The organism is Streptomyces sp. NPDC007157, from assembly GCF_040634235.1.
GTDB lineage: Bacteria > Actinomycetota > Actinomycetes > Streptomycetales > Streptomycetaceae > Streptomyces.
Window position 1 is genome coordinate 271,282 of sequence record NZ_JBEYFE010000009.1, and the last position, 21,970, is coordinate 293,251.

Below are 21,970 nucleotides of genomic sequence, written 5' to 3' on the forward strand. Positions count from 1 at the left end.
CGGCGGCCACCGCATCGGCCGCCGCTCGGTGAAAACCGGCAGCCGGCGCTGGGCGCCGTCGCCGCCGACCCGGATCCCGGGATGTCGGGGACCACACCATCGTGCAGGACGTGCCGTAGGGCCGGGCGCGGCCCCTGCGACTCACGTGATGAGGAGTGCTCATGTCGGGAAAGTTCGAAGCGACGGTCGAGGTCGATCGGCCTGTCGAGGCGGTGTTCGCCTACCTCGCCGACGGACGCAACGATCCGCAGTTCAGCCCGCGCGTGCTCAGGATCGAGCGGGTTCCCGACGCCCCGACCACCGTGGGTACGGCCTTCCGGAGCACAGTCAAGGACGCCGGAATGAAGACCGCCAGGGAGTTCCGCATCACCGGCCTCGAGGCCCCGGTGAGGGTGCGGTGGGCCGAGGTGTCGAAGAACAGCGTGACGGTACGCGACGGAGGCTACGACCTGGAGTTGCTGGCCGACGGCAGGACCCGGGTCCGTATTTTCAACGTTCTGGAAGGCCATGGCCTGGGCAAGCTCCTCGTCGGTCTCGCACTCGCCGCCGCCCGCAAGGACGCAGAGGCCTTCGGCGCCCGGATCAAGGCGGCAGCCGAGGCGGCGATCGATCCGCGCTGACACCTTTCAGGGCGTTGGCACCGGCCAACGTTCGTGACCCGCACTGGTGCCCAGTGGCTTCAGCGATTGGAGGCACGGGGCAATCCTGGTCACGCCGGCCCTGGGGCCGGTGGGCTCGCATGTCGTGGTGTCGCTTGTGCGCGAGCTGCTTGGGGCGCCGGACGGTGAGTGGTCGCCTGGGCACCGCGGCGGCCGCGAGCCACTGACCAGAGCCGGCGGTCGACGAACTCGGCCCGGGCGGAGAGCTCGTTGAACGTCGTCATAGGGGAGTCCTTCCGGGACCGGCAGCGGATGCGGTCCCTGTCGAGCAGGAGTGACAGGCCAGAGGCCCGATCGAGGTCGGCGCCTCCTCGGCGCTCGCGAAAACCTGTTGGCGGAGCGCGGCCACCGCTGCTAGTTTCCGGGAGGCCGTGCGAGAGAACGAGGAGGTGGTACCCGTGAACGCAGTATCGACATGGGTGCTCCCCTCCGGGGCCACGGTCGGGCGATAGGTCGTCCGGGAGCGCCGTTCAAGCGCACTCCCGAAAGGCACGACTGTGCGATTCACTTCCGAACAGCGCCTCGACGACGGCGTCCTCGAGCGCGAATTCACCCTCGGCGAGATCCCCGGCACCCTGTGGACGTCTGGATCCGCACCGGCTCCGCTGGTCCTGATGGCCCACAACAACGGCCTGCCCAAGGCGGAACCCCGGCTGGTGGCCCGGGCCCGGTACACCGCGGCGCGCGGCTACGCGGTGGCCACCATCGACGCCGCCGGATGCGGTGAGCGTCCCCGTTCCGCCGCCGACGAGCAGGCCCGTGCCGACCTCCGGCGGGCGATGCGGGCCGGCGAGCCGGTCGACGAGATCTTCGAGTCCTTCATCGGCCCGCTGGTCGAGAACGCCGTCCCGGAATGGCGGACCACTCTGGACGCCCTCCTCGAACTGCCCGAGATCGGCGGGCCGGTCGGGTACTCCGGAGGGTGGACCGCCCTCGGTATTCGGCTGGCGGTGGCCGAGCCGCGCATCGCGGCCGCAGGCTTCTTCGCCGGCGGGTACGTGCCCCGTGCCCAGCGCGAGGAGGCCCGGCAGGTCACCATTCCGCTGCTGTACCTGCTGCAGTGGGACGACGAAGGCAACCCCCGGCAACGGGCCCTGGACCTGTTCGACGCCTTCGGCAGCAAGGAGAAGACCCTGCACGCCAATCTGGGAGGGCACACCGGCACCCCGTGGTTCGAGCTGGAGGACGGGTGCCGGTTCCTGGACCGACACCTGAAGTGAGGCCGGGCCGTCCGGCGGGCAGCAGCCGGTAGGCGGTGCCGGCCGGGATGCCGCCATCGAGGACAGGTCGTCCCGGCCTTCCTCGGTGGCGGTGTCCAGCAGATGCGCGACCCCCGATCGCGCCGGTACCGGCCATCGGCGGTACCGGCCGGTCGGGGTGTGCCGGCGCTCCACGATGAGGGATAAATGATGGCCTCCATGAAGGCGAATTGACGGGTTCAGGGGCTTCGCAACCCTTCCCCCGCGGACCTAGCGTTGCGGTCACGTAAACGGCCTGGCCGTTGGCCGGGCGACACCCCCGCCACCCGCGAGGCGTCGGACACGGCCGTGTTCCGACGGCTTCCTGAAGGGAGAGGGCGATGGCGCCCGTGGAGTTGCCGATCGGCAGTCGCCGGCAGGCGGCCGGGGGAACCGCACGGACCCGGGAGGCCACGTCGCCGTTCGACGGCTCGACGGTGTGCACCGTGGCGCTCGCCGGAACCGCGGTCGCCGACCCCGATCCCGACCACCACCACCGAAAGGCCACGGCATGACCACCTCACCGCTCGACCGGATCGCCGGCGCGCCCATCTCCTGGGGCGTCTGCGAAGTGCCCGGCTGGGGATACCAGTTGACGCCCGAACGGGTGCTGAAGGAGATGCGCGAGGTCGGCCTGGCCGCCACCGAGATCGGCCCCGAGGGCTTCCTGCCCGCGGAGCCGGACGCCATGGCCCAGGTGCTCGCCCACCATGACCTGCACGCCGTCGGCGGCTTCACTCCGCTGCTGCTGCACGTCCCGGGCCACGACCCGCTGCCCGAGGCGGAACGGCTCCTGGAGAGCTACGCCGCCTCCGACGCGGAGGTCCTCGTCCTGTCGGCCATCACCGGCCAGGACGGCTACGACTCACGGCCCGAACTCGACGCCGACGGCTGGAAGCTGCTGCTGTCCCACCTCGACCGGTTGACGGCGCTCGCCGCCGAACGCGGGGTACGGGCCGTCCTGCACCCGCACGTCGGCACGATGATCGAGAACGGCGAGGAGGTCCGGCGCGTCCTGGAGCACTCGTCGATCTCCCTCTGCCTCGACACCGGGCACCTGCTCATCGGCGGCACCGACCCCGCCGAACTGACCCGGCAGGCACCCGAGCGCATCGCCCACACCCACATGAAGGACGTGGACGCCTCCCTCGCCGCCAAGGTCCGGTCCGGCCGTCTCACCTACACCGAGGCCGTGCGCGAAGGCATGTACCGCCCGCTCGGCGCCGGCGACGTGGATGTGCGGGCCATCGTCACCCGTCTCGCCGCCTGTGGATACGACGGCTGGTACGTCCTGGAACAGGACACCATTCTCACGGCGGAGCCCAAGGGAAAGGGGCCCGTCGACCAGGTCTGGGAAAGCGCCGAGCACCTGCGCTCGGTGCTGCGCGTCAGCGCTTGACCGTCGGGCCGGGTGATGAATGGCCAATGCATCAAAAAAAGGAGACGGAATGGCTCAGGCCATTTCAGGTTCAGAAGGCGCCGCAAAGGACGTCGAGCGCATGTTCCGACATCGTGTCCTGATGGATAAATGATGTCACTACAAACGTTGACCCCCGGGGTCCATGGCGGTTCCATCTCGTCAACTGATCACGATCTCTGGAGACATCGGGACATGTCATCTCAGCGAGCGCTGCGCGTCGCCGTCGTCGGCACCGGCACGATGGGCGCGGACCATGTGCGCAGACTCCGGCACGTCATCGGCGGAGCACGCGTGACGGCCGTCGTCGACATCGACGCGGAACGGGCCAAGTCGCTGGCCGACGTGACGGAGGGCTGCACGGCGTACACCGAACCCGCGGTCGCCATGGCCGCGCGGGACGTGGATGCCGTCATCATCGCCTCACCGGGGCCCGCCCATGAGGCGGCCCTGACCGAGGCCCTGCGCCGGGACCTGCCGGTGCTGTGCGAGAAGCCGCTCACCCCCGACGCTGCCTCCGCCCTGCGCGTGCTGGAGGCCGAACAGCGGCTCGGGCACCGGCGCGTCCAGGTGGGTTTCATGCGCCGGTACGACACCGAGTACCTGAAGCTCAAGAGGCTTCTCGACGACGGTGAGCTGGGCCGGACGCTGATGCTGCACCAACGGCACCGCAACCCGGCCATGCCCGCGTGGTTCACCGAGGAAATGCTCATCAACGACTCGGTCGTGCACGAGATGGACGTGACACGCTGGCTCCTCGACCAGGAGATCACCGCCGTCACCGTGCACAAGCCGGCACCGTCGGCACAGGCGCCCGCCGGAATGAGCGACCCCCAGTTCGTGCTCTTCGAGACCGAGTCGGGCGCGCTCGTCGACGTCGAGATCTTCGGGCACTGCGGCTACGGCTACCAGGTACAGGCCGAGGCCGTGTGCGAACACGGCACCGTCCGCATGGGCGAAGAGCACGGACCGTGGGTCAGCGCCGACGGCCGCTGGGGCGGACGGATCACACCGAACTACATCGAGCGTTTCCAGGATGCCTACGACCGCGAGGTCCAGGCCTGGGTCGATGCCACCCGTCGCGGGGAGGTCACCGGCCCCAGCAGCTGGGACGGTTACGCGGCCGCGGCCGTGTGCGAGGCGGGAGTGCTGTCCCAGCGGGAAGGGCGGCGCGTGCAGGTGGAGCTGGCGGAGCGGCCGGCCTTGTACCGGTAGCCGTGCACACGGAACAGGGGGAGAAGGCGGTACCGCGCCTTCTCCCCCCGCTCTTTCTCTTCATCCATCCCTGTCACGCCGTGGTCGGAAGCGCCGTACGCGGCCGGGCGGGGAATCCGGCCGCCCGGTAGCACTCGTCGATCAACCGCATGGTGGTCAGCGCGTCGTCGGCGTCGAGCGCCAGCGGTGCGCCGTGGCGCAGATGTGCGGCGAACGCCTCCAGTTGGTACGTGTACGACGACCGGCGGCCGAGCTCCTCCGTGCGCTCACCGCCCGCCGCACGCACCACCACCCGGTCGTCCAGATGCGGTTGGACGAAGTTCATCGCTGTGGCCTCGCCGCGCGTGCCCACGACACGACAGCTCATCTGCCAGGTGTGGTATGCCATGTGACAGCGGGCGGTGCCGGTGGCGCCGCCGGGGAACTCCAGGTCGGCGTAGAGCCGTTCGTCGACTCCCGGGGCCCTCTCGCCGCCGTTCGCACCGACCAGCCGGGGTGCGCCGCCGGCCCAGGGCGCGAGCATCCGCAGCGCGTGCAGGCTGTAGCACCCGAGGTCCATCAGCGCACCGCCGGCCAGCGGCAGCGACCACCGAACGTCGCTGTCCGGCGGCGCCGGCATGGCGACCATGGCCTCGACGTGCCGGAGTTCGCCCAGCTCCCCGCTGTCGAGCAGTTCGTGCAGGCGTCGGGTGACCGGGTGGAACAGGTAGTGGAAGCCCTCCATGAACACGGTGCCCGCCTTGGCGACGGCCTCGTGGACCTCGGCCGCCTCCTGGGCGTTGCTCGCGGAGGGCTTCTCGGTGAGCACATGCTTGCCGGCCCGGAGCGCCGCCAGGTTCCACGGTCCGTGCAGGCCGTTGGCCAGCGGGTTGTAGACGACCTCGACCTCCGGGTCGCCGACCAGGTCGGCATAGGAGCCGGCCACCCGCTCCACGCCGTGCGCGGTGGCGAACGCCTCGGCCCGGTCCCGGTCGCGGGCGGCCACCGCCACCAGCCGGTGGCCGCTCGCGCGGGCCGGCCCCACGATCGACAACTCGGCGATCCGGGCCGCGCCCAGCACACCGATCCGCAGCGGTTCGTCCGTCATCCCTTGCGTACCTCCCTACGAGCGGGCGGCCCGGTCCCGGCCGCCGAAGACGGTGTCCCGACGACCTCGGCCTCGAGAAGTCCCACGGGTGCGCTGTCCGGTTCAGTTCCGGCGGCGCGCGGCGGCCGTGTCCAGTTCCTCGCGCAGCCGCTCGGGGGTCCAGCCCTCGGCCACGGCCTGCCAGAGGAGATCCGCCTGGGAGGGCGGCGCCAGACCGTCCACCGGCGGGTCGAGGTCCAGGTTCGTGGGGAAGGGGTAGCCCTCGGCGGTGGCGGCTATCAGGCGGCGCAGCCAGTCCTCCGAGGCGCCGTCGGCCCTGCGGCGCAGCAGCACCGGGAAGAGGGCGTTGGCCATCGCCGCGCGGTCCACCGTCTCCATCGCGCGGCCGAAGGCGGAGGAGATCTGCAGCAGGTTGGCCATCCGGCGGATGTCGGTGGACCGGTTGTGCCCGGCGGCGTGGAAGAGCGCGGGGTTGAAGAAGACGGCGTCGCCCTTGTCCAGGGGGAGTTGGACGTGCTGGGCGTCGAAGTACTCGACGAACCGGGGCAGTCGCCAGGCGAGGTAGCCCGGCTCGTACTTCTGCGAGTGCGGCAGGTACAGGGTCGGGCCGGACTCGACGGGCATGTCGCAGTGGGCCACGGCACCCTGCAGGGTGAGGACGGGGGAGAGGCGGTGGACATGCGCCGGGTAGGCGGCGGCGCGCTCCTGGGAGAGGAAGCCGAGGTGGTAGTCGCGGTGCACACTCTGCGCGGCACCGCCCGGATTGACGACGTTGACCTGGGAGGTCACCTGGTAGGCGGGGCCCAGCCAGGCCTCGGCGACCAGCGCCAGCAGGTCGTTGGCGTAGTAGTCGGCGAACACCTCCGGTGCCCGTACGGCGATCTTGTCGAGGGCGTTCCAGACCCGGTCGTTGGCGCCGGCCCGGGCGAAGTGGTCGCCGCGGGCCGTGCCTTCGCGGCGCTCCTCCTCGATGAGCGCGGCGAAGGCCTCCGACACCCGGTCCACGACCCGCGCCTGAGCGAACGCGCCCTTGAGGACCACGATGCCGGGCCCGTCGAGCAGCGCCCGGATCAGCTCCTCCTGTACGTCGCGACGCCCCTGGTCCGTGGCCGTGCGGCCACGGAGCCGGGCGCTGTCGTAGAGCAACACGTTCTGCTCCACGCCCGCGGCCGACGGGTAGTCCCCGATGTCGGTCTTCTGCTCGACGAGTGAGCGGAGCGTGTCGAGATCGCAGTCGGCCTCGGTGAGCCATGTCCGCTTCGCTGCTGGGGAAGGCATCCCGGTCCTTTCGCAGTACCTGCTTTTCTGCCAGTCTTGAGAATCCGCACCCATCAATCAATGCTCAGCGGTAAATCAAAAATCCATCATCATTCTTTGGGATCAGCCATGCATCACCCCTATCCGATCAGGGAAATCGCCCGTCAGGCAGGGCTGAGCACCGCCACGGTGGACCGTGTCCTCAACCGCAGGGGCAATGTGCGGGAGAGCACCATTCGTGAGGTACAGGAAGCCATCAAGGACCTGGACCGTCAGCAGACCCAGGTCCGGATCGCGGGCCGGACGTTCATGATCGACATCGTCATGCAGACACCGGAGCGGTTCTCCACCGCCGTACGCGAGGCACTGGAGGCCGAACTTCCCTCCCTGCATCCCGCCGTCGTGCGCTCACGCTTCCACTTCCGTGAGACCTGCTCGCCGACGGAGCTGATCGGCACCCTCGACAAGATCGCCAAGCGCGGTTCGCAGGGCGTGATCCTCAAGGCCCCCGACCTGCCGGAGATCGCCGCCGCCGTCGGGCGGCTGGTCGCGGCCGGCATCCCGGTCGTCACGCTGGTGACCGACCTGCCGCACAGCCCGCGCCTGGCGTACGTCGGCATCGACAACCGCGCGGCGGGCGCCACGGCCGCCTACCTCCTCCAGCAGTGGCTCGGCGACCGGCCGGGCACCGTGCTCACCACGATCAGCCGCGGTTCCTTCCGGGGCGAGGAGGAGCGCGACATGGGCTTCCGCAGCGCCATGCGGCTCGCCGGCGCCCAGCGTTCCCTGGTCGAGGTCACCGACAGCGACGGCCTGGACGCCACCCAGCACGACCTCGTTCTCGGCGCGCTCAAGCGCGACGAGGACATCGTGGCGGTCTACTCCATGGGCGGGGGCAACCTCGCCACGCTGGACGCGTTCGACGATCTGGGCAGGTCGTGCGCGGTCTTCATCGCACACGACCTCGACCACGACAACACCCGGCTGCTGCGGGAACGCCGCCTCTCCGCCGTCCTCCACCACGACCTGCGCCAGGACGTGCGCCGCGCCTGCCAGACGGTCATGCGGGCCCACAAGGCATTGCCGGACGACGGCCCGACCCTCCCCTCGGCGATCCAGGTGGTCACCCCCTTCAATCTGCCACCCGACGTCTCTTCCGCGCCGGCCACGGGCTGAGGCCCGCGCACCTTGGTCGGGCTTCTATCTCCAACCTGCGTTGTTCCTAGAATGGCGGGGTGAACGACATCGACGCGATCGCGGCGCTGCAGGATCCGGTGCGACGCCGACTGTACGAGTACGTGGCGGCGCAGGGCCGCGAGGTCGGCCGCAACGAGGCCGCCGAGGCGACCGGGGTGGCGCGTACGCTCGCCGCGCACCACCTGGACCGGCTGGCCGAGGCCGGGCTGCTCGACACCGGCAGCCGCCGCCTGACGGGACGTTCGGGGCCGGGGGCCGGGCGTCCCGCGAAGGTGTACACGCGGGCCCGGGAGGAGCGGGCGGTGTCGCTGCCCGCCCGTGACTACCGCACCGCCGCCGAACTGCTCGCCGAGGCCGCCGAACAGGCCGGGCTCGACGCCGGGCTCTGTGCGGCCGCCCGCCGTCGCGGCGAGGCCCTGCGTGGCTCGGTGGCGCCCTGCGGCAGCCTCGAAGAGGCCGTGGAGACGCTGGCCGCCCGCGGCTACGAACCGCACCTGGAGGGGGTGGGGGGTCCCGGCGGCGACCGGGGTGCCGAGGGGGCGGGTGAAGAGGCGGCCGTCGTCCGCATGCGCAACTGTCCCTTCCACGCCGTCGCCGAACGCTTTCCGCCGCTCGTCTGCGGCATGAACCTCGCGCTGCTGGAGGGGCTGCTCGGTACGGACGGGCCCGTCCGGGCCCGCATGGACGCCCGGCCGGGACAGTGCTGTGTCGTGCTCGAAAGTTCTAAAAACAACAACGATTGACATAGAGATGGGGGCGTGCTGACATGAGGTCATGACCGCATCCGGGTATGCCGTTCACCTTGCCCAGCTCAATGTCGCCACGCTCCGCCATCCCCTCGACGACCCGCGCATCGCGCCGTTCGTCGAGATGCTCGACTCGGTCAACGCCGCCGCCGACGGCGCGCCCGGCTTCGTGTGGCGGCTGGTGGCGGAGGGGGAGGCCGACGCCACCGCCCTGCGCCCGGCGGGCGAGAACGTCATCGTCAATCTGACGGTGTGGCAGACCCAGGAGGCGCTGTGGGGCTTCACCTACCGCAGTGAGCACCTGGAGGTGATGCGGCGGCGGCGCGAGTGGTTCGAGCGGCACGTCGAGGCGCACCTGGTGCTCTGGTGGGTCCCCGCCGGTCACCTGCCGACCGTCGGCGAGGCCCTGGAGCGGCTGGCGGACCTGCGCACGCACGGACCGTCCGCGCGCGCCTTCACCTTCGCCTCCTCCTGGTCGGCCGCCGAGGCGGCCCGGGATCTCCGGGCCGTGGTGCGGGAGTAGCGGAGGCCGGGGGAGTCGCGGTCCCTGTCGGGCCTGTCCGTGGACTAGCTCGTCGGCCGGGCCTGGTCGGGGAGTTCGATCGGGTAGTCCTGGCCGAAGTCGGCCGATCGGCCCACCTGTTCCCAGGCGGCGGCCTCCTCCAGTTGGCCGCGCGAGTAGCTCTGCGCCATCTGCACGGCCCCGACGCCGAGGAGCAGGTGCGTGGGCGGGTTCTTCGCCTTGACGACCCGGACCAGGATCTCGCCGGCGCGCCCGGGGTCGCCGGCGGCGGCGACGGAACCGCCGAGCAGGCGGGCCATCTCCCCGACGGTGGGGTCGTACTCCGGGGCGACCTCGGGGATCCGCATGGAGGGGCCGGCCCAGTCGGTGGCGAAGCCGCCGGGCTCCACGACCAGGCAGCGGATGCCGAAGGGCGCGGTCTCGGCGGCGAGCACCCGGGTGAAGCCGTCGACGGCGAACTTGGCGGCCTGGTACGAGCCGAGGCCGGGGGTGCCGCCGACGCGGCCGCCGATGGAGGAGAACTGCACGATGGTGCCGCCGCCTTGGGCCCTGAGGATCGGGAGCGCGGCGGTGGAGACGTGGTAGACGCCCCAGAAGTTGGTGTCGAACTGACGGCGGAAGTCGTCCTCGGGGGTGGTCTCCACGGCGTCGAGGTTGGCGTATCCGGCGTTGTTGACCACGACGTCGACCCGGCCGAAGCGGTCGACGGCCGCCCGGAGTCCGGTCACGGCGGCCGTCCGGTCGGTGACGTCGAGGGCGACGGGCAGCACGCGGTCGCCGTACTTCTCGACGAGGTCGTCGAGCTGCTCGGGCCGGCGGGCGGTGGCCACGACGTTGTCGCCGGCCTTCAGAGCCGCGATCACGAGGTGGCGGCCGAAGCCGCGGGACGAGCCGGTGATGAACCAGGTGTAGGTGCTCATACCGACAGCACAACACGGTTTCGTTATTAGTGCAACCGTGTTGTGTTAAGCGGCGGTGCTCAAGGGCGCCGCGGCACCCCGCCCGTCCCGGCCGTCGTGTTCAGGGCGTGGTCGAGGAAGCGCCGGGTGGCCGGGGGCAGGGTGCGGGCGGCCAGAGAGGCGACGCCGATGTCCCGGGCGGCCCGGACGTCGGTGACCGCGAGGTAGCGGATGGGGAGGTCCGGGTTGGTCTCCGGGGCCGCGGTGGCGTCCGGCGCGGCCGGGATCAGGGAGACGCCGAGCCCGGATGCGACCAGCCCGCGCAGCGTCTCCACCTCCTCGCCCTCGAAGCCGACCAGCGGGCTGAACCCGGCCTGGTGGCAGAGGGTCTCGGTGACACTGCGCAGTCCGTAGCCGGGCTTGAGCACGATGAACTGCTCGTCGGCCACCTCGGCCAGCCGCACCCGCCGGCGCTGCGCGAGCCGGTGGCGGGCGGGGACGGCCAGCCAGAGGGGCTCGACCAGCAGCCGCCGCAAGGTGATCAGCGGATGGCCGGGGTCCTTGCCGGTGATGATGAGGTCCGCGGTGGAGTCCAGGAGGTGCTGGGTCAGGCCGTTCTCGTCCGCCTGGTGCAGTTCGAACCGGACGGCGGCGAAGCGCTGCCGGAAACCGGTGAGCAGTCTGGGGACGAGCCAGGTGCCCAGGGTGTGCAGGAAGGCCAGCGACACCACGCCCGTGTCGGGGTCGACGACCTCGGCCACCGCCTGCCGCCCCCGGTCGTAACCGTCCAGCACGGAGTCGACGTACTCCTTGAACACCCGCCCGGCCGGGGTGAGTCGCAGCACCCGTCCGACCCGCTGGAAGAGTTCCGCGCCGACCTCGCTCTCCAGCCGGTTCAGGGCCCGGGAGAGGGCGGGCTGGGTGATGTGCGCGGCGGCCGCGGCCTCGGTGACGGTCACGCCCTCGGCCACGGCCTGGAAGGAGCGCAGTACCTGGAGTTCCATGGTCCTATTCTCGTGCCGCATCGGACGGGCCGAATTCAGGCCGTGGGGGCATGCCGTGGGGGTACGGGAAACCCTCCCCGGTCACCGCGTGGAGGCGCGGCGGCTCAGACGGCCTTGATCGGCGGGTACACCGGCTGCCATATCGCGGCCCGCACCCGGTCCTCGACGGCGTCGTCCACCGTCGCGCGGGCCACCCCGTCGGCGGCCGCGGCGCGGGCCACCGCGACCGCCACGGCCACCGACGTCTCGCGCAGCTGGTCGGTGAGGGGCAGGATCGGCGCGCCGGGACCGGTGGCGTCGGTCTGGCCGGCGACGGCGTGCGCGGCGGCGGCCAGCATGCCGTCGGTGACCCGGGTGGCGCGGGCGACGATCGCGCCGAGCCCGAGGCCCGGGAAGATCAGCGCGTTGTTGGCCTGCCCGATCGCGTACCTGACCCCGTCCTGCTCGACCGGACGGAACGGGCTGCCGGTGGCGATCAGGGCGCGGCCGTCCGTCCAGGCCAGCAGGTCCGCCGGGACCGCCTCGGCCAGGTCCGTCGGGTTGGACATCGGCAGGACGATCGGACGCTCGGCGTGGGCGGCCATCGTGCGGACGATGTCCTCGGTGAAGGAGCCGCCCTGGCCGGAGGTGCCGATCAGGACCGTCGGCCGTACCCGCTCGACGACCTCGGCCAGCGCGATGCCGCCCACCTTCTCGTCCCGGCGCCAGTCGGCGACCTCGGCGGCCGGGCGGGCGTAGCGGACCTGGAAGTCGCGCAGCCCCTCCTGGTCCTCGGTGAGCAGGCCGTAGCGGTCCACGCCGAAGATGCGGGCGGTGGCCTCCTCGGCGGTCAGTCCGTCGGCGACCATGGCGTCGCGCAGCTGGTCGGCGATGCCGATGCCGGCGGTGCCCGCGCCGAAGATCACCGCGCGGTGGTCGCGCAGCCGGATCCCGCTGGCCTTCACCCCGGACAGCACGGCGGCGAGGTTGACGGCGCCGGTGCCCTGCACGTCGTCGTTGAAGGTGAACTCGTCGGGGCGGTAACGGTCCAGGATCCGGCGGGCGTTGGAGGCGCCGAAGTCCTCCCAGTGCAGCAGGGCGTCCGGGAAGAGCCGGCGGGCGGTGGTGACGTAGGCGTCGATGAAGGCGTCGTACGTCTCCCGGTCCACCCGCGGGTGCCGGTTGCCCAGGTAGAGCGGGCTCTCCAGGAGTTCCTGGCGGTTGGTGCCGACGTCCAGCATGACCGCCAGGGTGCGGTTCGGGTCGATGCCGGCCGCCGCGGTGTAGACGGCGAGCTTGCCCACCGAGATGTCGATGCCGCCCACGCCCCAGTCGCCGATGCCGAGGATCGCCTCGCCGTCCGTGGCGACGATCAGGTCGAGGTCGTCCGGGCCCAGGCCGGTGGCGGTGAGCGCCCCCTCGATCTCCTCCGGTGCGTCCACCGACAGGTACACGCCGGCCGGGCGCCGGTACTCGTTGCTGTAGCGCTGGATCGCCCTGCCGACGGTCGGGGTGTAGACGATGGGCAGCATCTCGTCGAGGTGGTCGCCGAGCAGCCGGTAGAAGAGCACCTGGTTGCGGTCGTGCAGCGCGTTGAGGTTGACGTTCTTGGCCAGATCGGTGGGCTGGGCCGCGTACTGCTGGTACGCCCGCTCGGCCTGCTGCTCCAGGGTCAGGACGGCGGGCGGGACCAGGCCCACCAGGCCCAGTGACTGCCGTTCCTCCCGGGTGAAGGCCGTGCCCCGGTTGAGGCGGGGCTGGGAGAGCACGGCACGGCCACGGGCGGTCGTCTCGATGTGCCCCTCGTCGGCGTTCCACTGGGTCCCCATGATCGGCTCCTTGTCCGTTTTCCGCGTTGCTTCCAGGGTGCTTCCTGAGCGCGTCCGGGTCGCTTCGAGGAGCTTCGGGGTGCCTCGTGCCGCCGGGGGAACGCGCTCTCCGGAAGCCTCGCAGCCGGATATGCATGCGTCCAATGCCTGAAAAAGGAGCGATCCATGAGCCTGGTGCATGTATGCCGAGTCGCCTCGGCGTTCGGCGGGGCATGGCGGTGCCCGGCGCGGGGCGGTCCCGCGGTGCCTAAGCCGTCGGTCAGCCGCGGCGCGCGGTGGCGTAGGCGCGCTCCAGCTCCGCGACCGTGCTGAGGAAGTCGGCGCCCTCCAGTCGGCGCAGGGTGTCGGTGGCGAGCCGGTCGAGGGTGGTCCAGAGGTCGGCGAGCGGCTCGCGGAGCGCCTCTCCGCCCTCGGTGAGTGAGACCACGAAGGCCCGGCGGTCGTGCTCGGCGCGGGCCCGGGCGACCAGGCCCGCGTCCTCCATGCGGCGGATCGATCGCGAGACCGTGGAGTGGTCGAGCCCGACCGCCTGCTGCAACTCGGCCTGGGTCTGGCCGTCCCGGTCGAAGAGCCGCATGAGGATCAGTTCCTGGCCGGGGTGCAGGCCGAGCCTGAGGAGGAGTTCGGCGCCGTAACCGTGCAGTTCGCGGGAGAGGGCGAAGAGCCCGAAGCTCACCGGGGCGCGCTCGACGAGGCTGGGCCGAGGCATCACCGGATCGGGCTTCGCGGCTGGCATGGCGCTCCTCGTCTGGGGGCGAGAGGGCGGAAACTCGCTGCTCCGCCGCTTCCGGGGCTGCGAACACCTTAGTCGCAGCGGATGCCGGGAGCCGGTTGGCGGTCGGCTCCCGGGGGCCTCACACGTTCGACGCCGCTGCGGAACAAGGCCCTAATTACTTGCCTGCGCAAGCTAATTGGCGCTACGGTGAGCCCGTTGCGCCGGGCGGGAGTCGCAGGGGTGGATCGCCCCTGGCCCTCCTGGGACCGTTCCGAAGGGAATCGACATGTCAGCCAGCTCCGAATCCGGAACCGATCGCCGTTCGTTCCTCGCCAGAGTCGCCGCGGCCACCGCCGTACCGGCCGCCGCGGCCCTGGTCGCCGGGGGTGCCGCGACGCCGGCCTCGGCGGCCGCCTCCCGCAGCTCGGCCGCCGGATCCGCCGACGCCGGTCTGCCGGACTACGCGCCGGTGCCCGCGGGATCCCTCGGCCCGGCGGTGAACAGCCAGGGCTACTACGTCGGCCGCGTGAAGGACAACCTCTACTGGGTGACCGACGGCGACTACCAGGCCGCCTTCCTCACCACCAGGGAGGGTGTCGTCCTGTTCGACGCGCCGCCGACCATCGGCCACAACCTGCAGCGCGCCGTCGACGAGATAGCCGCCGCCAACGGCACCAGCAACAAGGTCACCCACATCGTCCACTCCCACCACCACTCCGACCACGTCGGCGCGTCCGGGCTCTTCGGCCGCAACGTGGTCCGGATCGGGCACGAGGAGAACCGCCGGCTGCTGCGGCGCGACAACGACCCGAACAAGCCCGCGCCCGAGGTCACCTTCGCCGACCGCTACACCCTGCACGTCGGCGGCGAGCGGGTCGAACTCGCGCACCACGGCAGCAACCACTCGCCGGACAACATCTACATCCGGTTCCCGCACCACGACGCGCTGATGCTGGTCGACATCACCATCCCGGGCTGGGCCCCGTTCGGCGCGCTCAACTACAGCGAGGACATCCAGGGTTACCTCGCGGCTCCGGCCAAGGCACTGTCGTACCCCTGGAAGTACCACATCGCCGGTCACATGGGGCGGCTCGGCAGGCGTGCCGACGTCACCGTGCACCAGCAGTACATCGACGACCTGACCGCCTCGATCGAGCAGGCGCTCGGGACCGTGGACTACGGCGTCTACGCGGCGAAGTACGGGAACAACATCTGGGCCGTCGTGAAGACCTGGCTCGACGAGGTCTGCAGGCAGGCGGCCGCCCCGGTCGCGGCCAAGTACACCGGGACGCTCGCGGCCGCCGACGTCTTCACCGAGAGCAGCGCCTTCTCGCTCGTGGAGTCCCTGCGGCTGGACCTCGGTCTGGGCAGCGCCATCCACGCCTGACGGGCTTTTACCTCAGCATTTCATTGCTGACACAAGCAAATATGACGGCCGGTGCGGTACGTGGATGACGTGGGGGAGTCGTCGGCCTACCGCACCGGCCCTACCAGTGGGAGCACTTGATGTCCGAGAACCCCACCGCACCCAGGGTCGCCGTCGTCGTGGGCGGGGCCGGGGTCATCGGCGGCGCCATCGTCCGCGAACTGGCCGCGCGCGGCCACACCGTACGGGTCCTGGACCGCGCCGGCGACATCGTCTGCGACCTGGCCGACGCCGGGGACGTACGGGCGGCGGCGCGCCGTGTGCTGGCCGAGAACGGCCGGTGCGACGTGCTGGTGCACGCGGCCGCCGCCACCGACCTGATGGACGTGGAGACCGTGGACCTGGATGCCTGGCGCCGGGTCCAGGCGGTGAACGTCGAGTCCGCGGTGCTGCTTGCCCAGGCGTTCGTGCCCGGGATGCGGGAGCGCGGCTTCGGCCGGATCGTGCACATCCTCTCCGACACCTTCTGGAAGCCGCCGAGCCCGGACCTCCTGGCGTACGTGACCAGCAAGGGCGCGCTGGTCGCCGTCACCCGCTCGCTCGCGGCCTCGCTCGGGCGGCACGGGATCTCGGTGACCGGAGTGGCGCCGGGTCTGACCCGGACCGCGTCCACCGCCTACCAGCCGGACGCCGCCTTCGAGGCCTCGCGGGCCGGGCAGGCGCTGCCCCGTGCGCTGACGCCCGAGGACGTGTCGGCGGCGGTCGGCTTCCTGGCGAGCGACGCCGCCGAGGCGCTGACCGGCCAGATCCTGACCGTGGACGGCGGGGGCGTCTTCACCTGAACCGCCGGACCGCTTGACTTATGTGGCTAGCCAAGTAATTATGTGGCTAGCCACATTAATGCGTGAGTCGCTCCGCATGCGGCCCACTCCGTATCACGATGGGAAACGAATCATGAGCCAGACCCTCTCCGCCGCCGACCTGGTGCAGCGCAGCCTCGACATCTTCCTCTCCAAGGACATGAAGGCGTGGGCGGACCAGTGCGACGAGAACGTCGTCGTCGAGTTCCCCTTCGCCCCCGAGGGCAACCCCACCCGGCTGGAGGGCCGGACCGCCGTCTACGAGTACCTGCGCGGCTACCCCGACCTCATCGACGTGCAGCAGATCACGTCGGCGACCGTCCGCGGGACCGACGACCCGGACACGGCCATCGCCGACTGGAGCGTCACCGGCCGGGTCCTGGCCAACGGGAACCCGTACGACATGAGTTACGCGACGTTCGTGACGTTCAAGGACGGCAAGATCGTCAAGTACCGCGAGTACTGGAACCCGCTCGCGTTCATCAAGGCCCTGGGTGGCGAGAGCTTCTAGGCCGCCGGCCGGATCAGCCCCGACTCGTAGGCGAAGGCCACCGCCTGTACGCGGGCGCGGGCACCGATCTTCGTGAGGACGTGGCTGACGTGCGTCTTCACGGTGGTCGGGGCGATGGACAGCCACTGTGCGATCTCGGCGTTGGACCAGCCGGAGGCCACGGCGACCAGGACATCGCGCTCGCGCTCGGTGAGGGCGCCGAGCCCCGTGGTGCGGGGGAGGGGGCGGACGGTGTGCTGCTCGCGGACGGCGTCGATGAGCGCGCGGGTCAGACCGGGCGTGATGACGGCGTCCCCGGCGGCCACCACCCTGATGGCGGCGGTCAGTTCGGCCGGGTCGGCGTCGTCGAGCAGGAAGCCGCCGGCGCCCGCCCGCAGGGCGGCCCAGGCCTCCGCCTCCTGCTCGGCGGCGGTCAGCACCAGAACCCGTGGGGCGTAGGCGTCCTCGGCGGCGGCGGGGAATCCGGGGGTGCGGGTCGTCCGGAGGGCGGGGCGGGTGAGGCGCCGGATGGTCTCGGTGCCGGCCGCCCCGGACAGCCGGCTGTCCATGAGGACCACGTCGGGGCGGAGCGCGGCGCTCGCACGGATCGCCCCGTCCCCGTCCGTCGCCTCCCCGGCGACCGTCAGGCCCGGCTCGGCGGTGAGGAGCAAGCGCAGGGCGAGGCGCTGGAGGGATTGGTCGTTGACGACGAGTACGGAGACCATGCCTGTCTTCTCCATGCGAGGTCCGTTCCGTGAACGAAACTGTTTCGTTCACATGCTACGCCTGGATCGGCGGCCCCGGGAGAGTGGGCCTGCTCACTCGTTTCGCGCACGGGCTCTGCTTGCGCCGCCGCCCGTCAGGTCCTGCACGTCGGAGGCCGGGGGTGGAAAAAGTGTTATCGGGGAGTCCCGTACTCCGTCTCCGCACTGTGATCCCCGACATTGCCAAGCTCGCCGCCCCGGCTGAGAAGGTGCGGTCATGAGGACGGACGTGCACGTGTCGCGGCAGTGGCGCACCACCATCGCGGCCGCGCAGGCGGGCGACCGGCGAGCGCTGGACGAACTGGTCGAGGGCTGGCTGCCCTTGGTCTACAACGTGGTCGGCCGCGCCCTCAACGGCCATGCCGACGTCGACGACGTCGTCCAGGAGACCATGCTGCGCGCCGTCGACCACCTCGGCACCCTCCGCGACCCCGACAGCTTCCGGTCCTGGCTGGTGGCCATCGCCATGCGGCAGATACGGGACCGGGCGCGCCGCAGGCAGGAGCCGAAACTGGACGAGGGTGTCCCGGACGGCACCGCGGACTTCGCCGAACTCACCGTGCTGCGCCTCCAGTTGGCGGGCCAGCGGCGGGAGGTCGCGGAGGCGGTGCGCTGGCTGGACGCCGAGGACCGGCAGCTGGTGTCCCTGTGGTGGCTGGAGGTCTCGGGCGAACTCACCCGGCGTGAGCTGGCGGCGGCCGTCGGCATCAGCCGGCAGCACGCCGCCGTCCGCGTGCAGCGGATGAAGGAACGGCTGGAGACCTCGCGGGGCATCGTGCGCGCGCTGGGCGGTGCCTGCCCCGAGCTGCGCGAGCTGACCGCCCGCTGGGACGGGCACCCCGACTCCGTCTGGCGCAAGCGGCTGGCCCGGCACGTCCGGGGCTGCGGCTACTGCGGCGACACCCGCGACTCCGTCGTACCGGCGGAACGGCTGCTGGCCGGCATCGCGCTGGTGCCGGTCCCGGTCGGCTTCACCCTGTCGCTGGCGCTCGGCGGCAAGACGGCGGCCGCGGCGACCTCCGCCGGCTGGTCGGCGAAGGTGCTGGGCGCGCTGGCCAAACCCGCGGTGGCGGTCACGGCGGGGGCGACGATCGTGGCGGGCGGCGCGTACGTCGTCGTACAGACACCGGATCGTCCGGCACCGCGTACGGCCACCGCCCCCACGGCGGCGGGCACCGGCGCGCCGGCGCCGACCCCGGCGACCACTCCCGCGCCGTCCCCGTCGGCCTCGCTCTCCGCCGCGCCGTCACCTTCCCCGTCGGCGAGCGCCGCCCGGTACGGCTCGGTCGTCGACGCGGTCGACAGGGTGCCGGACCCGGACACCAGGCCCGGCACGCTGCCGCACCGGCCGGAGACGGGGATCACCAGCACGGGCGGGGCGCACGCCGTGCTGAACCACCGCGGGGACGACGTGACGCTCACCGGGCGGGGCTATGTCCTCGTCCGCTGGCAGATCTCCCCGCAGTACCGGGCCGGCAGCCTCGTCATGCCGAGCTGGACCGGCCTGAAGGGCAAGCTGTTCCACGTGGCGTCGGGCGGCGGCCGCCGGATGGACGACCGCGTCAGCGGCACGGACGCCTCCGCCACCGGCATGGGCAGCTCGGCCACCGGCTATGCGGTGCTGCCGGCCGGCACCCAGCAGATGTGGCAGAACGAGTACTTCTACGTCGACGGCAGCGTGACGTTCACGGTGAACGAGCGTGGGGCGGACTACGGGGTGAGCGTCTTCCCCTCGACCTGGGACGCGGTGGAGAAGGACGTGCAGGACGGCCCGCCGGACGGGCTCATCCGGTACGGGCTGGTCCGGGACGACGGGAAGGACTCGGCGCCGGTTCCGCAGTACCTGACACGGGGGACGCCGAGCGATCCGGCGACGGTCGCTCAGCGGTCGGTGGTGTAGCGCCGGAGCGGGTCGAGCACGTCCACCCGGTTCGTGGTGATCGAGTCGACGCCCATGTCCAGCAGGCGGCGCATCGCGCGGCGGGTGTCCGGGGTCCAGCAGGAGACCAGGTAGCCGCTGCGGTGGACGTGTTCGGTCAGGGCGTGGTCGAGCAGGGTGAAGCGGTAGTTGAGGTAGCGCGGGCGGATCACGTCCAGGAGCGCCGGGCGCACGGGCGCCAGCGTCTTGCGGGTCAGGGCGATCTCCGCCGCCGCGTCCGCCGCGCGTACCGCCAGCATCGCCGCCGCGTCCCCCGTGTAGTAGACACGGTCCGTCGCACCGCACTCCCGGGCCACGGCCACGATCCTGGCCACCGCCCGCTCGCTCGGAGCGCCGGGCAGGTCGATCATCACCCGGCTGTCCTGCGCCGCCGCCAGCGCCTCGGCGAGCGTCGGTACCCCGTCCTCGGTGAGGCCGCGCACCTCGTCGGCGGAGAGCGCGCTCAGCGGGCGGTCGACCTCCCAGAGCCGCTTCAGGGTCTCGTCGTGCAGGAGGACGGGGACGCCGTCACGCGTCAGCCGTACGTCGATCTCCACCGCGTCCGCGCCCTGTTGGAGCGCGGAACGCAGGGAGGCCGACGTGTTCTCGCGGAAGCGGTAGGGGTCGCCGCGGTGGGCCACGGCGGTCACGGTCTGCATGGGTCCATGCTCTCAGGGCCCCGCAGGGGTTTTTCAGGGGGCGAGCCATGCCTTCGTGTACGCGTCGATCTCGGCCGAGAGCGACGCCTTGCCCGTCCGGTCCAGGAAGGACGCCTCCACCGCGTTCTTGGCGAGGTCGGCCACGCCGCGCTCGTCGAGGCCGAGCAGACGGGCGGCGACCGCGTATTCGTTGTTCAGGTCGGTGCCGAACATCGGCGGGTCGTCGGAGTTGACCGTGACCAGCACGCCCGCGTCCACGAACTCCTTGATCGGGTGCTCGTCCAGGGTGCGGACCGCGCGGGTGGCGATGTTGGAGGTCGGGCACACCTCCAGGGCGATGCGCCGCTCGGCGAGGTGGGCGAGGAGCTTCGGGTCCTGCGCGGAGCTGGTGCCGTGGCCGATGCGCTCGGCACGCAGGTCGACCAGGGCGTCCCAGACCGTCTGGGGCCCCGTCGTCTCACCGGCGTGCGGGACGGAGTGCAGGCCGGCCGCGACGGCCCGGTCGAAGTACGGCTTGAACTGCGGCCGGGGTACGCCGATCTCGGGGCCGCCGAGACCGAAGGAGACCAGGCCCTCCGGACGGAGCCGGTCGTCGGTCGCGAGCCGGACCGTCTCCTCGGCGGCCTCCAGGCCCGCCTCGCCGGGGATGTCGAAGCACCACCGCAGCACGGTCCCGAACTCGGTTTCCGCCGCCTTCCGCGCGTCCTCGATCGCGTCCATGAAGGCCCGTGCGTCGATCCCGCGCCGGGTGGAGGAGAAGGGGGTGATGGTCAGCTCGGCGTAGCGCACCTGCTGGCGGGCCAGCTCGCGGGCCACCTCGTAGGTGAGCAGCCGGACGTCCTCGGGCGTGCGGATGAGGTCGACGACCGACAGATAGACCTCGATGAAGTGGGCGAAGTCCGTGAACGTGAAGTAGTCGGCCAGGGCCTCGGGGTCGGTGGGCACCTTGGAGTCGGGGTGCCGGGCGGCCAGTTCCGACACGATCCGGGGGGAGGCGGAGCCGACGTGGTGGACGTGCAGTTCGGCCTTGGGCAGCCCGGCGATGAAGGCGTGCACGTCGCGGAGGGCGGGTTCGGCGTGGCGGTCGGTCAAGGGTTCCTCCCCGGAACGGCGCGGGGCGGTCTTCGGCGGTGGTACGGCCGTGAGCCGGCCCCTTGCGCGGTGATCGGCTGATCGGTGATTCGGGGCCATCGTAGGCCGGACCGGCGTTCGAGGTGGACGGGCCTTAGCATGACGGCGGCACGCGTGCGGGAGAGGGGACATCGCGAGATGGCTGACGAGGCGCCGGAAGCTCCGAAGATACGGCTGGACAAGACGGCCGACGCGGGGGAAGGGGCGGGGGCCGGGGCAGAGGCGTCGATGCCGCCCTCGATCCATGATCAGGTCCCGCCGCCCCCGATCCATGACCAGCGGACGGTCGCGGCGATGCCGGGGGCGGAGGACGGGGTGCCGCCGCAGGGCTGGGCGAACCCCTATGCGGCGCCGTCGGCCGCGGCGCCGGCCGCGCCGGCCAACCCGTTCGCGGCGCCGGGCGCGCCGGGCGCGTACGCGGCACCGAGTCCCTACGCCCCGCCGCCGTATCCGCAGAGTGCGGCGGTGCCTCCGCCACCGATGGCTCCGGACGGGCCCGGTCAGGTTCCTTACGGCTACCCGGCCGCACCGGCTCCCGGGCCGGGGTACGGCTACCCCGGGCAGCCGTTCCCGCCGTACCCCGGCGGGCCCGGGGGATACGGCGGCTGGCCCGGTATGCAGCCGATGCCCAACAACGGGCTGGGCACGGCCTCGCTCGTCACCGGGATCATCAGTGTGGTCGGGTTCTGTGCGTGGCCGATCGCCCTGGTGATGGGCGTGCTGGCCATCGTCTTCGGTTCGATCGGGCGGGCCCGGGTCGGGCGCGGGGAGGCCACGAACGGGGGGCAGGCACTGGCCGGGATCATCTGCGGGTCGGTGGGGCTTGTGCTCGTCGTGGGGTTCATCGCGGTGGTCGTGGTGGCGAGCACGCGGTAGGCGGGGGCGGCCGGTGGTCGGGCGTGGGTGGACGGGGGCTGGTCGCGCCCACGCGGCGGAGCCGCAGATCGGATACAGCCCCGCGCCCCTTCAGGTGGGATCAGCGGGATCAGCGCTCGTCGGCCAAAGGCGCCCCACCCG

General features: G+C 71.7%; 21 protein-coding genes and 1 pseudogene. 13 read left to right on the forward strand and 9 right to left on the reverse strand.

Features of this window, described 5'->3' with window-relative positions; all coding sequences use genetic code 11:
- Nucleotides 1–161: 161 nt before the first annotated feature.
- The 5 genes from ABZ642_RS19330 (at nucleotide 162) to ABZ642_RS19350 (ending at nucleotide 4,529) form a co-directional block, all read left to right on the forward strand.
- The gene (locus ABZ642_RS19330; protein WP_360485022.1) at nucleotides 162–620 is read left to right on the forward strand and encodes an SRPBCC family protein; all 459 of its coding nucleotides are present in this window, start codon (nucleotides 162–164) and stop codon (nucleotides 618–620) included.
- 536 nt (nucleotides 621–1,156) lie between these two features.
- The gene (locus ABZ642_RS19335) at nucleotides 1,157–1,879 is read left to right on the forward strand and encodes an alpha/beta hydrolase (protein ID WP_360485025.1); all 723 of its coding nucleotides are present in this window, start codon (nucleotides 1,157–1,159) and stop codon (nucleotides 1,877–1,879) included.
- Between the two features lie 359 nt (nucleotides 1,880–2,238).
- Complete coding sequence (locus tag ABZ642_RS19340; RefSeq protein WP_360485028.1) at nucleotides 2,239–2,412, forward strand: hypothetical protein; 174 nt, start codon at nucleotides 2,239–2,241, stop codon at nucleotides 2,410–2,412.
- The gene (locus ABZ642_RS19345; protein ID WP_360485031.1) at nucleotides 2,409–3,296 is read left to right on the forward strand and encodes a sugar phosphate isomerase/epimerase; all 888 of its coding nucleotides are present in this window, start codon (nucleotides 2,409–2,411) and stop codon (nucleotides 3,294–3,296) included. Before ABZ642_RS19340 ends, ABZ642_RS19345 begins: the two co-directional genes overlap by 4 nt.
- Nucleotides 3,297–3,509: 213 nt before the next feature.
- Nucleotides 3,510–4,529, forward strand: a complete 1,020-nt coding sequence (locus ABZ642_RS19350; protein WP_360485034.1) for a Gfo/Idh/MocA family oxidoreductase — start codon at nucleotides 3,510–3,512, stop codon at nucleotides 4,527–4,529.
- Nucleotides 4,530–4,602: 73 nt separating this feature from the next.
- Here the strand turns inward: ABZ642_RS19350 and ABZ642_RS19355 are convergent, their stop codons facing one another.
- Nucleotides 4,603–5,616 (reverse strand): Gfo/Idh/MocA family oxidoreductase, encoded by a 1,014-nt coding sequence (locus tag ABZ642_RS19355; protein WP_360485037.1) that lies wholly within the window; start codon nucleotides 5,614–5,616, stop codon nucleotides 4,603–4,605.
- 102 nt (nucleotides 5,617–5,718) lie between these two features.
- Nucleotides 5,719–6,894 (reverse strand): phytanoyl-CoA dioxygenase family protein, encoded by a 1,176-nt coding sequence (locus tag ABZ642_RS19360; protein ID WP_360485040.1) that lies wholly within the window; start codon nucleotides 6,892–6,894, stop codon nucleotides 5,719–5,721.
- A 108-nt stretch (nucleotides 6,895–7,002) separates the two neighbouring features.
- Between ABZ642_RS19360 and ABZ642_RS19365 the strand changes: the two genes are divergently transcribed.
- Genes ABZ642_RS19365 through ABZ642_RS19375 form a run of 3 tightly spaced genes read left to right on the forward strand, consistent with a single transcriptional unit; the run spans nucleotide 7,003 to nucleotide 9,339 of the window.
- On the forward strand, nucleotides 7,003–8,049 hold the full coding sequence (locus ABZ642_RS19365) for a LacI family DNA-binding transcriptional regulator (protein ID WP_360485043.1): 1,047 nt from the start codon (nucleotides 7,003–7,005) through the stop codon (nucleotides 8,047–8,049).
- Nucleotides 8,050–8,108: 59 nt separating this feature from the next.
- Entirely contained in the window at nucleotides 8,109–8,813 is a 705-nt protein-coding gene (locus ABZ642_RS19370) for a transcriptional regulator (protein WP_360485046.1), read from the forward strand.
- Nucleotides 8,814–8,844: 31 nt separating this feature from the next.
- Entirely contained in the window at nucleotides 8,845–9,339 is a 495-nt protein-coding gene (locus ABZ642_RS19375) for a DUF3291 domain-containing protein (protein WP_360485049.1), read from the forward strand.
- A 44-nt stretch (nucleotides 9,340–9,383) separates the two neighbouring features.
- On the opposite strand, the gene ABZ642_RS19380 is transcribed toward ABZ642_RS19375, so the two are convergent.
- The 4 genes from ABZ642_RS19380 to ABZ642_RS19395 form a co-directional block, all read right to left on the reverse strand.
- Nucleotides 9,384–10,259: an SDR family NAD(P)-dependent oxidoreductase gene (locus tag ABZ642_RS19380; RefSeq protein ID WP_360485052.1), complete on the reverse strand. Its 876-nt coding sequence runs from the start codon at nucleotides 10,257–10,259 to the stop codon at nucleotides 9,384–9,386.
- A gap of 59 nt (nucleotides 10,260–10,318) precedes the next feature.
- Nucleotides 10,319–11,242 (reverse strand): LysR substrate-binding domain-containing protein, encoded by a 924-nt coding sequence (locus tag ABZ642_RS19385; RefSeq protein WP_360485054.1) that lies wholly within the window; start codon nucleotides 11,240–11,242, stop codon nucleotides 10,319–10,321.
- A 104-nt stretch (nucleotides 11,243–11,346) separates the two neighbouring features.
- A complete protein-coding gene (locus tag ABZ642_RS19390; protein ID WP_360485057.1) occupies nucleotides 11,347–13,050 on the reverse strand; it encodes an NAD-dependent malic enzyme in 1,704 nt (567 codons plus the stop codon).
- Between the two features lie 259 nt (nucleotides 13,051–13,309).
- On the reverse strand, nucleotides 13,310–13,786 hold the full coding sequence (locus tag ABZ642_RS19395) for a MarR family transcriptional regulator (RefSeq protein WP_360485060.1): 477 nt from the start codon (nucleotides 13,784–13,786) through the stop codon (nucleotides 13,310–13,312).
- 265 nt (nucleotides 13,787–14,051) lie between these two features.
- Here ABZ642_RS19395 and ABZ642_RS19400 point away from each other — a divergent pair, with 265 nt between their 5' ends.
- The 3 genes from ABZ642_RS19400 (at nucleotide 14,052) to ABZ642_RS19410 (ending at nucleotide 16,502) form a co-directional block, all read left to right on the forward strand.
- Entirely contained in the window at nucleotides 14,052–15,152 is a 1,101-nt protein-coding gene (locus ABZ642_RS19400; protein ID WP_360485063.1) for an MBL fold metallo-hydrolase, read from the forward strand.
- 119 nt (nucleotides 15,153–15,271) lie between these two features.
- Nucleotides 15,272–15,973, forward strand: coding sequence for an SDR family oxidoreductase (locus tag ABZ642_RS19405; protein WP_360485065.1), 702 nt, complete (start codon nucleotides 15,272–15,274; stop codon nucleotides 15,971–15,973).
- A gap of 112 nt (nucleotides 15,974–16,085) precedes the next feature.
- On the forward strand, nucleotides 16,086–16,502 hold the full coding sequence (locus tag ABZ642_RS19410) for a nuclear transport factor 2 family protein (protein WP_360485068.1): 417 nt from the start codon (nucleotides 16,086–16,088) through the stop codon (nucleotides 16,500–16,502).
- Here ABZ642_RS19410 and ABZ642_RS19415 read toward each other — a convergent pair.
- The gene (locus ABZ642_RS19415) at nucleotides 16,499–17,206 is read right to left on the reverse strand and encodes a response regulator transcription factor (RefSeq protein WP_360485195.1); all 708 of its coding nucleotides are present in this window, start codon (nucleotides 17,204–17,206) and stop codon (nucleotides 16,499–16,501) included. The genes ABZ642_RS19410 and ABZ642_RS19415 overlap by 4 nt on opposite strands.
- A 256-nt stretch (nucleotides 17,207–17,462) precedes the next feature.
- Here ABZ642_RS19415 and ABZ642_RS19420 point away from each other — a divergent pair, with 256 nt between their 5' ends.
- A complete protein-coding gene (locus ABZ642_RS19420) occupies nucleotides 17,463–19,145 on the forward strand; it encodes a sigma-70 family RNA polymerase sigma factor (RefSeq protein ID WP_360485071.1) in 1,683 nt (560 codons plus the stop codon).
- Here the strand turns inward: ABZ642_RS19420 and ABZ642_RS19425 are convergent.
- Complete coding sequence (locus ABZ642_RS19425) at nucleotides 19,127–19,822, reverse strand: glycerophosphodiester phosphodiesterase (RefSeq protein WP_360485074.1); 696 nt, start codon at nucleotides 19,820–19,822, stop codon at nucleotides 19,127–19,129. The genes ABZ642_RS19420 and ABZ642_RS19425 overlap by 19 nt on opposite strands.
- Nucleotides 19,823–19,855: 33 nt before the next feature.
- A pseudogene (locus ABZ642_RS19430) lies at nucleotides 19,856–21,054 on the reverse strand (adenosine deaminase).
- A gap of 37 nt (nucleotides 21,055–21,091) precedes the next feature.
- On the opposite strand from ABZ642_RS19430, the gene ABZ642_RS19435 reads away from it, so the two are divergent.
- The gene (locus ABZ642_RS19435; protein ID WP_360485077.1) at nucleotides 21,092–21,829 is read left to right on the forward strand and encodes a DUF4190 domain-containing protein; all 738 of its coding nucleotides are present in this window, start codon (nucleotides 21,092–21,094) and stop codon (nucleotides 21,827–21,829) included.
- The last annotated feature ends 141 nt before the right edge of the window (nucleotides 21,830–21,970 follow it).